General features: G+C 55.7%; 12 protein-coding genes and 1 pseudogene. 1 reads left to right on the top strand and 12 read right to left on the bottom strand.

Annotated features, from left to right (window positions below; genetic code table 11):
* The 11 genes from ADICEAN_RS17890 to hflK form a co-directional block, all read right to left on the bottom strand.
* A partial coding sequence (locus tag ADICEAN_RS17890) for a histidine kinase (protein WP_161622731.1) occupies positions 1-589 on the bottom strand: 589 nt, incomplete at its 3' end.
* Positions 590-645: 56 nt separating this feature from the next.
* Positions 646-1,170, bottom strand: a complete 525-nt coding sequence (locus ADICEAN_RS17885) for a hypothetical protein (protein WP_009197062.1) — start codon at positions 1,168-1,170, stop codon at positions 646-648.
* A gap of 277 nt (positions 1,171-1,447) precedes the next feature.
* On the bottom strand, positions 1,448-2,335 hold the full coding sequence (locus tag ADICEAN_RS17880; protein ID WP_009197061.1) for an alpha/beta fold hydrolase: 888 nt from the start codon (positions 2,333-2,335) through the stop codon (positions 1,448-1,450).
* 132 nt (positions 2,336-2,467) lie between these two features.
* Positions 2,468-3,172 carry a DsbA family oxidoreductase gene (locus tag ADICEAN_RS17875; RefSeq protein WP_009197060.1) on the bottom strand — a complete coding sequence of 235 codons (705 nt, stop codon included), beginning with the start codon at positions 3,170-3,172 and terminating at the stop codon, positions 2,468-2,470.
* Positions 3,173-3,184: 12 nt separating this feature from the next.
* Positions 3,185-3,844: an NAD(P)H-dependent oxidoreductase gene (locus ADICEAN_RS17870; protein WP_040398019.1), complete on the bottom strand. Its 660-nt coding sequence runs from the start codon at positions 3,842-3,844 to the stop codon at positions 3,185-3,187.
* Between the two features lie 84 nt (positions 3,845-3,928).
* Positions 3,929-4,246 (bottom strand): ArsR/SmtB family transcription factor, encoded by a 318-nt coding sequence (locus tag ADICEAN_RS17865; protein ID WP_009197058.1) that lies wholly within the window; start codon positions 4,244-4,246, stop codon positions 3,929-3,931.
* Between the two features lie 245 nt (positions 4,247-4,491).
* Positions 4,492-6,057 carry an energy transducer TonB gene (locus ADICEAN_RS22920; protein ID WP_236612952.1) on the bottom strand — a complete coding sequence of 522 codons (1,566 nt, stop codon included), beginning with the start codon at positions 6,055-6,057 and terminating at the stop codon, positions 4,492-4,494.
* Positions 6,058-6,481: 424 nt separating this feature from the next.
* A complete protein-coding gene (locus ADICEAN_RS17855) occupies positions 6,482-6,964 on the bottom strand; it encodes an ankyrin repeat domain-containing protein (protein ID WP_009197056.1) in 483 nt (160 codons plus the stop codon).
* A 128-nt stretch (positions 6,965-7,092) separates the two neighbouring features.
* Entirely contained in the window at positions 7,093-7,515 is a 423-nt protein-coding gene (locus ADICEAN_RS17850; RefSeq protein WP_161622730.1) for a hypothetical protein, read from the bottom strand.
* Positions 7,516-7,653: 138 nt separating this feature from the next.
* Positions 7,654-8,589, bottom strand: a complete 936-nt coding sequence (gene hflC / locus ADICEAN_RS17845) for a protease modulator HflC (RefSeq protein WP_009197054.1) — start codon at positions 8,587-8,589, stop codon at positions 7,654-7,656.
* A gap of 5 nt (positions 8,590-8,594) precedes the next feature.
* A complete protein-coding gene (hflK, locus tag ADICEAN_RS17840; RefSeq protein WP_009197053.1) occupies positions 8,595-9,563 on the bottom strand; it encodes an FtsH protease activity modulator HflK in 969 nt (322 codons plus the stop codon).
* A 341-nt stretch (positions 9,564-9,904) separates the two neighbouring features.
* Between hflK and ADICEAN_RS17835 the strand changes: the two genes are divergently transcribed.
* Positions 9,905-10,297 carry a VOC family protein gene (locus tag ADICEAN_RS17835; RefSeq protein ID WP_009197052.1) on the top strand — a complete coding sequence of 131 codons (393 nt, stop codon included), beginning with the start codon at positions 9,905-9,907 and terminating at the stop codon, positions 10,295-10,297.
* 128 nt (positions 10,298-10,425) lie between these two features.
* Here ADICEAN_RS17835 and ADICEAN_RS17830 read toward each other — a convergent pair.
* A pseudogene (locus tag ADICEAN_RS17830) lies at positions 10,426-11,341 on the bottom strand (pirin family protein).
* Positions 11,342-11,604 lie beyond the last annotated feature (263 nt).

The raw sequence follows: 11,604 nt of genomic DNA, 5'->3' as shown, positions 1-11,604 counted from the left end.
GCTCCTCAATAAAGCGTACAGCCCGGCGAGGGTCTTCTTCTACCAGGGCACTCAGGGAGTTTAGGCTGTTGAAGAGAAAATGGGGCGTTACCTGATTTTTTAACGAATCCAGCTGGGTTTGCAGGTTGCGTTTCTCCAGGGCCTCGGTTTCCCGCACCGACCGTTTCCACTGCTCCAGGTAGTAGAGGGCTTCATAGACACCGGCAATCAGCTGGCTAAAGAAAAGCGTCATGCCAATGCTGTACAGGTAACTATAGGGCTTGGTGCTGATGCCCGGCCAGAAGCCCAGCCAGTCTTCCATCCACAAATGCCAGCTGCCTACCACCAGGGCTACCAGCAGCAGGCCCGCAGCCAGCAGCAGCAGGCGCTGGCGCAGCTGCTGCAGGGCCGGATAGCGGGAGCGGCTAACCCGTATGGCCAGGCGGCTCCCCTCCCAGATGGCAGTGGTAAACAGCAGCTGCCAGGCAATCACCTTCCAGAAGGGCTGTCCTCCCTCCAGGATAAGCCGCAGGTAAAAGAACAGAAAAAAGATAAGGTTCTGGACGGTCATGCCCCACAGGCGGAGCCCCTTGTCCTGTAATGTGTCCATACGGCAGTGCCAGGTGCAACAGAAAGTAAGGCAGCGAAGCAGAAAGATCGAAAATACTAAACAGTAGTTGGATAGGACCTTACAGAAAAATTATCGGGCAGGCGCCTGCCCGCTTTGCGGCGGGCCAGGGCCAGACGGCCAATCAACAGCAGGGAGGCCAGGCAAGGCATCAGGCCCATGGGGTTAAGGGGGATGGAGGGCGCAAGCAGTAGCAGCTGCACCACCGATACCGCCACCAGCTGAGGATATACCTGCCACAGCCCCCTGCTCAGCGGCCGGATGCGGTTGAGCAGGTAGCCATTCAGTAGCATAAAGGTAAGCCCAAACAGCATCAGGGAATAAAAACGAAAGTCGTACACAAATGAGCCATTTTGCAGCCGCATGCCGGAAATAAGGGCAATGGCCAGTACGTGCCCCAGCATGCTCAGCAGGGGATACATGGCCAGAAAAACAAGCAGAAACACAAAGCTCTTCCGCTGGCAGAAAGCCGGATGGCGGTACAGCCGGTAGCAAAAACCGGCAGTGGCCAGTATACTTAGCAGCAGTATGCTGATATCGACAAGATTGGTGTTAATGTTCATGGATTTGCAGGGGTGAGGGATTAAAGGGATGGTGCATCAGCCCATGTTCGGTAGGCAGGGGCTGAGGCAAAGATGAAGCGGAAACTGCCTCTAGAAAACAACACAGCTAGTCAACCGCTGAATGGAGCTGTTGAAGCGTACAAAATATCCGCTGAAGTGTTGGGGGGGACCCACAGCAGGCTGCGGTAAAGGTTCCGGAAAGGGCTGGAAGGGATGCCAACTGTGGTGCAGCCTACTGCCCCTTGCCAGGGGTATGGCTGGAGCAGGGCAGCGCTGGCTAGGGGGTATACTGTGTGGTTTCTGCAGGGCCAGGGGCCAGGGGGTCTATAAACTGCTGAATAAGCCTGTTTACTTCCCGGGGCTGCTCGTGGTGCAGCCAGTGGGTGGCATTCTCCAGCATCACCAACCTACCCTGCCGGCACTGGGCTATGCTGAGCCGGGCCATCTGGTGGCTCAGGAACTGGTCCTGCTTGCCCCAGAGCAGCAGGGTAGGGGTACTAATGGTACCGGAGAGTTTCAGGGTGGGCTGCAGGGCGGCCCTGTACCAGTTGAGCATGGCAGTAAGGGCGCCGGGCATCTGCCAGGCTTCTTTGTAATGGGCCATATCCAGCGGGCTGAAGGTACCCCGCTTTGCACTGCGCAGCATGCTTTGCTCCAGCAGGGCAAAGTTGCCCATGCGCAGAAGCTTTTCGGGCAGCAGGGGGAGTTGGAAAAGGCCGATGTACCAGCTTTTAAGCCACTGCCTGGGCCAGCGCAGGCCCTGGCGCATGGCCTGAGGGTGGGGGAGGTTTAGGATTACCAGCTTGTGCAGCAGCTGGGGGTAGCGAAGGGCCACCGCCCAGGCAACGGCCCCGCCCCAATCGTGCCCCACCAGTGTTAGAGGTGCGGTGCCCAGCTGCCGGATAAGCTCGGCAATGTCGTCGCTGAGCTGGCGCATGCCGTAGGCAGCCTGGCGGGCAGGCTTGCTGCTGCGGTTATAGCCCCGCTGGTCGGGCGCCACCACCCGGTACCCCTGGCTGGCAAAATGGGCTAGCTGGTGGCGCCAGCCCCACCAGTATTCCGGAAAGCCGTGTAAGAAGAGCAGGATATCCCCTTTCGGATTGCCTGCTTCCACTACATGCATCTCAATGCCATTTACCCGGTAAAATACATGCTCCTGCTGCATGGGGCTGTTTGTGTTTGCTTGTGTAACCCGCTGAGCGGCCAGGGGTTTATAAAAAAAAGGGGATAGCGCCACAGGCACTATCCCACACCAGCAGGCTGGCTCTAAAAAAAAGGTGTTTGCGGTTTTCTCAGATCAGCAGATGCCATCGGGGCCGCAGCTGGGGCCGTCTTCGCCCTGCAGGGCTTGCAGGCTGGGCGCCAGCTGCTCAAACACCTGCGTAAAGGTCTCGGCCGGTTGGGCACCGCTTACCAGGTACTGCTGGTTGAAGATAAAAGCCGGTACGCCGCTGATGCCGGAGCGCTGTGCCCAGGCTTCGAGCTGCCGCACCTCCTGTTTGCCTTCTTCGCTTTCGAAAAAGCCCTGCAGCCGCTGGGAGGGGATGCCATTGGCCTGCCCGATCTCCAGGAGCACATCTACATCATTTACATTGCTGCCATCGGTAAAATTGGCTTTGTATAAGGCATCAGCCACCGCTTTTTGCACCCCATAGTCTTTTGCCAGCCACAGCAGGCGGTGGGCATTAAAGGTGTTGTGAATGCGGGTGGCCTTCTGCCAGTCAAAGATAATGCCCTCGGCTTTTCCCATTTGGGCCAGCTGCTGGCTGGAATCATTGAGGCGGGGCAGGGCCGCTGCACCATAGTTCTTGATAAAGTAGGCTTCCTTGCTTTCTCCCTCAGCCGGGGCATTGGGGCTAAGCTCATAGGGCTTGGTCGCTACTTCAAAGTGGTAACGATCTGCAGCGGCTTCCATGGCGCTTTTGAGGCGCTGCTCGCCCAGATAGCACCAGGGGCAGTTAATATCGGTGACAATATCAATCTTGATAGTGGGCTTTGTCATATCCGGTAGGGGTTAGGCGTTTTGCAGCGCGGTGTCGGCTGCCGTTAGCTCAATGAAGAATTTGTCGGCTTCGCGGCGCACCTTGGGCAGGCTGGCCAGCCAGTCCCTTTCGGCATCGCGGTAGCCCAGGGGCAGCAGGGTTACGCTCTTTAGCCCGCGTTGCTCCAGCTGCAGCAGCTCATCCAGAGCAGCATTGTTAAAGCCTTCCATGGGGGTGGCATCTACCTGCTGGGCTGCAGCGGCAAGCACGGCGGTGCCAAAGGCAATATAGGCCTGGCGGGCAGCCCAGTTGAAGTTTTCTTCGTCCGTACGGCTGGATGCCATTTGCAGCAGGGTGTTTTTAAAATCATCCAGCGCTGTCTCGGGCATGTTGCGCACCCGGGCGGTGTGGCTGATGTACTCCTGGATCTGCTCGGGGCTGATGCTGCTCCAGGCGGCAAAAACCAGCAGGTGCGAGCTCTCCTCAATCTGGGGCTGGTTGTAGGCAAGGGGGCGTATTTGTTTCTTAAGTGCCTCATCTTCAATTACCAGCACGCTGTAGGGCTGCAGGCCCATGGAAGAAGGCGCCAGGCGAATGGCCTCCAGAATGGTTTGGATCTTTTGCTGGGGAACAGGCTGTCCGTTCATGCGTTTGGCGGCGTAGCGCCATTCCAGGGATTGTAAGATATCCATAGCGGTATTGGGGGATGGGGTATAATATTGTTTAGACATTAATTTTATATATTGAAATGTATCAATTATTTAAGGGAAATTTTTTTAGCCTTCCGTAAGGCCTGTAAGCTTGGTTTGTTCGCTCAGGCTTTGCATATACTCCTGTAGGGTGGCCCGGTTGAGGCTGTAGTGATAGGTTCTGCCCTCTTTGTGGGCATCGATAAGGCCGGCCTCTATCAGGATCTTGATGTGGTGGCTAACCGAAGGCTGCGCCAGCTCTACACACTCCTGCACGGCAGCGCAGGCCCCAATACCGCCCCTGCTGGCAATGAGGTTCAGGATCTTGAGGCGGTTTACATCGCCCAGGGCCTTGGCTATTTTTTCCAGCTTTTTAAGGCTGGGGGTAGTGGGTGTGTGGGTCATTGGTATAGATACATTCAAATGTATCAATAAGTTCGGGATCTGGCAAGAAAAATTTTTGGGTGATCTGCTGTGCTCCTTTTTGCTTGGGTACCTGTAAGGGTATAGCCGTACCCTATCTCCTGTATTCCTTTCTGATAGGGGGGGCGTTAGTAAAAGCTAGGGCAATGGCTGAGTTGCCAGGGATATAAAAAAAGCTGCCCCCGGTTGGAGGCAGCTTTAAAGAATGGACTATCGCCAGGAGCGATCTATTGCTCTCCGGTAATGCGCAAAGGCATGATCATCACCATTTTTACAGGCTGATCATCCTGCGAGGCAGGCTGCCACTTACCGGAAGTGGTATTGATGGCGCGTGTACCTTCGGCCTTAATGGCTTCTACAATACGGTTGCGGTCTTCATCCGAAAGCTCCACCATATCTTCATTTTCGATCTCGTCCTGAATGCCTTCTTTGGCTTCTTCACTCAGACGAATGGTGTTGGTCAGGCGGCCGTCTTCGCCACGATTGCCCAGCAGGCCATCGATCACTTCGGCGCTTTCCACATTGCCTTCTTCATTTACGATGAAGCGTACCAGTACAGTACCCTGCAGGTTGCCGTCTTTAAGCTCTTCGGGAAGGTTCATTTCTTCCTTGATCTCTTCTACGAGCTCCTCAAAATTCACCATGGGGCGGGCTTCCACTACAGGGGTGTAATAAGCGCCCAGTTCAGTGTCCATCTGGCCACGGGTAGTTTCGCGGCGCTGCTCATGGGCTCTTCTGGCTTCTTCCAGCATCATGCGCTCTTCCTGGCTCAGGTCACCTTCCGGGTCGTCCAGAATAGCATCATAGGAGCTCATGTAGCTGTCTTCGCCCTCGGCGCTCATACGGTCATAGGTAACATCAGAATCACTGGTGTTATTCATGTTCTGACGGCCGGTAGTGGTCTGCTGGCCGGCCATAGGGTCGGTTTGTGGCTGGGTGGTATCAACATCTGCATCTACATCAGCATCTACGTCCACATCACCTTCGGCAGTGGTATCTACATCCATATCGGCATCCACATCAACACCCATATCACTGGCTTGCGCATTGGCATTGGCATTAGCGTCAGCATCAGCCTCGTCTGTATCATACTGGCCCTGCTGCTGGGTGTCGCTCACCCGGTCATAGGTAAGTCCTTCCTGGTTGTTTTGCTGCTGGCCGGAGGTGGCCATGTTCTGATTGTTCTGTGAGCCGTACATGTTCTGGCCGCCCTGGGCCATTACGGTTTCGCGCTCCTCAGCGGCGCGCTGCGCCAGTACTTCTTCAATGGCTTCGTTTACATCCGAGAATTTGCGGATGTGGGCATCAAAGCCGGTAACCCGTCTGTTGGGATCTTCCCAGGGCTTGGCGGTTTCGCTTTGTGCGCCTGTGGTCTGATAGGTTTGACCGGTCTGGCCGGTTTGTGTACCGCTGCCAAGGGTTGTGCCATCCTGCTGGGTGTTCTGAGTAGCATCGTACTCATTGTTTTCGCCCATTTGCTGGTTTACATTTTCCCGCTCGGTAGTGCCATACTCATCGGTAGTGGTCTGGCTACCAGTTTGGGTGCCGGTGGTGCCGTAGGTGTCGGTTTGCGCGCCGGTAGTACCCGTAGTAGTTCCGGTAGTGGTTGTGGTACCTGTAGCAGTACCGGTTTGGGTAGTGGTACCCGTAGTGGTGGTTGTGCCGGTCTGCCCAGTAGTTTCTGTGCCGGTTCCATATGTGTCGTCAGTGGCTACAGTTCCTTCTGCTGTAGTGCCTGTGGTGTCCATGTCCCGATCGTTTGCAGCGGTTTGTGAGCTTGAACAAGCTCCCATTGCAAGCAATCCTGATACTGCGAGCGTACCGCCCCAGTATTTCATCCAGTTTTTGATTATTGGTTTTTTCATAATACCATCTATTCGATTAAAAAATGCATCTCCCTAACTGTACGATATTCAATTGCTTATGTTTTATGGGCTTTTAGTGTTTAGAGGAATAACGCAATTGTAGCCGGATGGTTAGAAAATGCACCTGTTTATTTGCCTTAAAAAAGGGAAAGAAGAATGGCTACCACCTGCGGCAAGATTACCCGGCCTTGCCCGCCAGCGCAGCAGGGGTGCAAAACAGGCCCTGCTAAAGGGGGAGGGAGCCACCGTCCCCGGAAGCGGGAGTTGCCCAGGCTGAGGGCATGGCTCTGCAGGCCCCTTTGGCTGCTTGCGTTCAAGGGGGTATGAGGTTGGGAAAAAGGGGGAGAAGGGCTTACTGCAGGTACTGCAGGGCTTCCTGATTGCCCTGCTGCAGGGCCAGGTCATAGGCCCTGAGGCCCCGGGCATCTGTGAGGCTTTTATTGGCGCCCCGCTCGCTCAGCAGCCTGATCATGGGGGTGCGGCCAAACATACAGGCAAACATCAGGGCGGTGCTGCCCGTGGCATTTTGCAGGTCCGGATTGGCGCCCTGCTCCAGGAGCAGTTCGGCAATGTCGGTATTGCCTTTAAAGGCTACCCCCATCAGGGCCGTATTGCCGCCTGCATCCTGCGCATCTATGTCTACCCCGGTGTCTTCCAGCAGCAGCCGGCAGGCCTCCAGGTGGCCCTCGTAGCAGGTGTAGATCAGGGGGGTAAAGCCCCGGGCATCGGTAATGTTTAGGTTTACGCCCGCGGCGATCAGCTGTTTGAGGGTGGCAAGATCGCCCCTGCGGGCTGCATCAAAAATGGCGTCTTTTCCGTGTGGAGAATCGTGCATTGGGTCTGGGGTTAGGATAAGAAAAGCAAAATGCCCCCGGCCTTGTTTGCCGGCATGCCCGTATTTCTGCATGACTTTCTGCGCCACTGCCTGCAGGGCCTTTCCGGTGCGGGGCAGTGAAAGCCCCTTTAGCGCTGGTTGCGCAGCCAGATGAGCATGCCCGACATCACCACCTGCTCCAGGGTAGCATTTTCATGGGTGGCCACCGTTCGGCCCTCGGGCGAACCAATGGAAAACGTTTTGCTTACTTCATTATAATAGAGCTTTGGAGGAATAATGTCCCCCTTTTTGGTAGCAAAGGTCAGGTGGCTGAGCTTGCCATCGGAAGAGGCAAAGTAAAAGGTGTACTTCCTTTTGCAGAGCTTCTTCTCCTCTTTTACCTTCAGCGAGCCCTTATAGTCAATGATCAGCTGGCCAAAGTCTTCGGTCTGGCGAACGTCCCACTCACTGATGGAGATTTCGTACTGATCGGCCTTTAATTTCTGGGCCACGACCTGGGAGCTGCAGAGCATGCACAAAAATGTTCCCAGAAAAAATAGCGTTGTTTTCATCTTAGATAAATCTCAGGAATATAGTGTCAAAACTGCAAGGGACAATTGTTAGCTAAACAGATTTTCTAACCCACTGTCTACCAATTTATTAAATTTTTTAAGTTTTTCCAGCACGGGGGTGGAAAAAGGGGCATACCCTTAGTTTGACCCCTTCAGGTATTTGTAGAGCTCGCTATCGGTAGAGATGATGATGCTGGTTTTGTCATCGAACGATTTTTCCATGGTTTCCATGGTGCGCAGAAAGGAGTACAGGTCTCGCGACTGTGCATTGCGGTTATAGGCAGCCGCATAAATAGCCGTTGCCTGGGCATCGGCCTTGCCCCGGATCTCTTCGGCCGTGCGGAAGGCCTCGGACTGAATGCGGGCCAGATCCCGCTCCTTGTTACCCTCTATGCGGCGGGCACCACCCTGCCCCTCGGAGCGAAACTGGTCGGCAATGCGGTTACGCTCGCTGATCATGCGGTCGTATACCCGGTTGCGTACCTCATCTACATAGTTCATGCGCTTAAAGCGGAAATCCAGGATCTGGATGCCCAGGTCGGCGGTGCGCTCGTTGGCCTTCTGCAGAATCAGGGCTTCGATCTTCTCCCGGCCTACGGTAATTTTCTCCAGCGTTTCCATGTCCTGCATGTACTCTTCGGCTACCTCGGGGTCGCGGTTGGTAGAGCGCACAATGTCCAGCAGCTCATGGCTGGCAATGGCGTTGCGGGTTTCGCCGTCCAGGATATCATCCAGGCGGGACTGGCCCGAGCGCTCATCGCTGAGGCGGATAAAAAACTGCAGGGGGTTGGTGATCTGCCAGCGGGCGTAGGTATCTACAAAGATAAACTTCTTGTCTTTGGTAGGCACCTGGTTGGAGTCGCCATCCCATTCCATATAGCGCTTGTCGAAGAACTGCACACGCTGAATAAAGGGGATCTTGTACTGAACGCCGGGCTGGGTGCGGGGCTGGCCCACGGGCTTGCCAAACTGGGTGACAATGGCCTGTTTGGTCTCATCAATGATGAACACACTGTTGTAAAGCAGCAGCAGGGCCAGGGCGCCCAGTATGATAAAGAGGGTATTGCGGGTCATGGGAATTAGCGTTTGGGGGGATCAAGGTTCAGAAGGGGCAGCACGGAATTGCCGCGCTGGTCCACAATGGTCTTGCTGCTGAGCTTGGGCAGAATCCGCTCCATGGTCTCCAGATAGATGCGTTTTTTGGTTACCTCGGGAGCCTTTACATACTCTTCGTAAATGGCATTGAAGCGGGTGGCCTCACCGGTGGCGCGGTTTACCCGGTTCAGGGCATAGGCTTCGGCCTGCTCAATGGCCTGCTCGGCCTCGCCCCTGGCGCGGGGTATGATCTGGTTGTACTCCGACTCGGCCTGGTTGATGAGGGTTTCGCGCTCCTGCTGGGCCTGGTTTACGGCATTGAAGGAGGGTTTTACGGATTCGGGTGGGTTTACATCCTGCAGCACCACCTGATCAATGCGGATGCCATTTTCATACTCATCGCACATGCGCTGCAGCAGCACCTCCACGCTGGAGGCTACCTCCTGCCGGCCTACTGTCAGCACCTCATTTACGGTGCGGTCGCCCACAATCTTGCGCATGGCCGATTCGGACATGTCCCGCAGGGCTTTTTCGGCATTGCGCACCTTAAAGAGGTAGTTGTAGGAGTTTACGATCCGGTATTGCACCACCCACTCTACATCGGCCAGGTTAAGGTCGCCGCTCAGCATAAGCGACTCATCGGTAAAGCCCTTCTTGGTGTAATCGCTGCGTACATCGGCCGAGACGGTGCGGAAGCCAAACTCCTGCTTGAGCTGCCGCTGTACCGGTATTTTGTACATGCGCTCTATGCCAAAGGGCATGATAAAGTTAAGGCCCGGCTGTACGGTGCGGCTATATTGGCCCACGGTAAGTACCACCCCTTCTTCTTCGGGGCCTACGGTTTTTACCGAGGTAAAGACCAAGATAAGGAGCAATATGGCCAGCAACACTTTATTGAAGTGCTTTTTGAGCAGGAACTGGTAATACTGCAGTTGATAGTTGGGATCTGCCATAGTGGAGTAACGTTTGGGATGCAGCGGCGCTTGCAGCGGGCGGGCACCATGTATGCGTAAGATGTGCTGGCTGGTAAGACGATTTAAGGCTGAAACTACCGGCGCAGAACTGCCCCTAAATTTATGCAGAAAGCAGCAGTTAATAGCAGCCACGGCCGCCTTCTTTTTAGGGGGGTATTCCCCGGGCTTCAGCGGCCCCAGCCTAGGCTGAACGGTAGGGGCGGGATTCTGGAAGCGGGCCCGGGCTGGTTGCGGGATTATTGAGTTGAATAGTAGCTTGTTAGGAAAAAATTGCAGAAATTAATGCCTATTGTTTCACCTTACTCTAAATTTTTTCTGCCATGAGCATTCATCCCAAAACCACCGGCGTGCACCACATTGCCCTGCGCTCTTCCAATCTGGAGCGTTCCAAGAAATTCTACACCGAAACCCTGGGCTTTCAGGTACTGATGGACCAGCCCGGCCTGTGCCTTTTTCTGGCCGGCAATACGGCCTTTGGCATCCGGGGGCCGGAGGGCGCCAGTGCCAATGGCGATACGTTTGACCCCTACCGGGTAGGCCTGGACCATGTTGCCCTGGGCTGCGAGGACGAAGGGGAGCTGGAGCGTGTAGCGGGCGCCTTAAAAGCGGCCGGCGTGGAGAACACCGGCGTTAAGATGGACGATACCCTGGGCAAGCGCTATGTAGCCTTTAAAGACCCTGACCGTATTGCCTGGGAGTTTTATATGGTGTAGTTCTTTCTGAAGAAATAGCCCGTCTTTAAGCCCTTGTCTGCGGCAGTGCTCCTGCGCAGGCGGGGCTTTGGCATAGTCAGCAAGCGTGCAGCTGCTGCCAGTTTAGGAGGCTGGTGCTGCCCATCGCCTCAGGATAGTGCCTGGGGCGGCGGGCTGCCGGCAGGTCTCGACTTGTCTTCGGGCAGGGGCACAAACTCCTCGCTGTCGGTAGGGGGCAGCAGAATACGCCCCCTCTTTCCAGTCGGCCTTGGCCTGCTCGATGCGCTCCTTGCGGGAGGAGACAAAATTCCACCAGATAAAGCGCTCGCCCAGGGGTTCGCCGCCCAGCAGCATCAGGGTAGTAGGTTCGGTGGCGCTCAGGACCGGATCAACCCCCTTGCTGAAGACCAGCAGCTGCCCGGGGCCGTAGCGGTGCCCGTTTACCTCTATACCCCCTTTGGCAAGGTAGATGCCCCGCTCGCTGTGCCCCTGTGGCAGGCCAAAGCGGGCGCCCGCCTCCAGCACCACATGCAGGTAAAAGAGCGGGGAGTGGGTGCTTACCCCATTTTTGAGGCCAAAGGCTTCCCCGGCAATCAGCCGCATCCACACCCCCTTATCGGTAAAAACGGGCAGCAGCTCGGGTTGGTAATTGGCAAAAGAGGGGGCGGCTTCCTCATCTTTTTCGGGCAGGGCCACCCAGGTCTGGATCATTTCCAGGGTACTGCCGGCCAGCACGGCCGGATCTTCAAAGCGCTCGGAGTGGGCTATGCCGCTGCCGGCCGTCATCCAGTTCACTTCTCCGGGGCGAATGAGCTGCTCCACCCCCAGGCTGTCGCGGTGCATCACCTGACCCCCAAACAGGTAGCTAACGGTAGAGAGGCCAATATGCGGATGCGGCAGCACATCCATGGAGGCGGCTGCCTGGGGCTGAATGGTTACCGGACCGGCATGGTCCATAAAGATAAAGGGTCCTACCATCCGCCGCAGGCGAAAGGGCAGGATGCGGCGTACTTCCATTCCGGGACCAATGGAAGCCTGGCGGGCGTTGATGACAAGATCGAGCATGGCAAAAGGGGTTAGCTTGGTAGGGAGAGAACTGTTCCTTTCAGGCATTGGGCATCAAAAACCCAAAAAATTTCCATACCCGGCAATGCAGGTGCAATCCGGCCCCAGGTACAGGCTGTCTCCGGCTGCAAGGGGCAGGGGTGTGTGGAGGTTAGCTGATGTCCTGAATGTCAATAATCTTATCCTCCTGAAAGCGAAAAATAGAGGTTCCTTCCATCTCCAGGGTATCGCCGGCTTTCATACCGTTGGGCAGGTCAGCTGCC

Source organism: Cesiribacter andamanensis AMV16 (assembly GCF_000348925.1).
Taxonomy (GTDB): Bacteria; Bacteroidota; Bacteroidia; order Cytophagales; family Cyclobacteriaceae; genus Cesiribacter; species Cesiribacter andamanensis.
The sequence above is the reverse complement of the archived record's forward strand: the minus strand, read 5'-3'. Positions and strand labels throughout refer to the sequence as shown.

Bases quoted from the DNA above. Each gene is read 5' to 3' on its own strand.
- ADICEAN_RS17885 (WP_009197062.1), bottom strand. From the start codon at position 1,170: ATGAACATTAACACCAATCTTGTCGATATCAGCATACTGCTGCTAAGT.
- ADICEAN_RS17880 (WP_009197061.1), bottom strand. From the start codon at position 2,335: ATGCAGCAGGAGCATGTATTTTACCGGGTAAATGGCATTGAGATGCAT.
- ADICEAN_RS17875 (WP_009197060.1), bottom strand. From the start codon at position 3,172: ATGACAAAGCCCACTATCAAGATTGATATTGTCACCGATATTAACTGC.
- ADICEAN_RS17870 (WP_040398019.1), bottom strand. From the start codon at position 3,844: ATGGATATCTTACAATCCCTGGAATGGCGCTACGCCGCCAAACGCATG.
- ADICEAN_RS17865 (WP_009197058.1), bottom strand. From the start codon at position 4,246: ATGACCCACACACCCACTACCCCCAGCCTTAAAAAGCTGGAAAAAATA.
- ADICEAN_RS22920 (WP_236612952.1), bottom strand. From the start codon at position 6,057: ATGGGAGCTTGTTCAAGCTCACAAACCGCTGCAAACGATCGGGACATG.
- ADICEAN_RS17855 (WP_009197056.1), bottom strand. From the start codon at position 6,964: ATGCACGATTCTCCACACGGAAAAGACGCCATTTTTGATGCAGCCCGC.
- ADICEAN_RS17850 (WP_161622730.1), bottom strand. From the start codon at position 7,515: ATGAAAACAACGCTATTTTTTCTGGGAACATTTTTGTGCATGCTCTGC.
- hflC (WP_009197054.1), bottom strand. From the start codon at position 8,589: ATGACCCGCAATACCCTCTTTATCATACTGGGCGCCCTGGCCCTGCTG.
- hflK (WP_009197053.1), bottom strand. From the start codon at position 9,563: ATGGCAGATCCCAACTATCAACTGCAGTATTACCAGTTCCTGCTCAAA.
- ADICEAN_RS17835 (WP_009197052.1), top strand. From the start codon at position 9,905: ATGAGCATTCATCCCAAAACCACCGGCGTGCACCACATTGCCCTGCGC.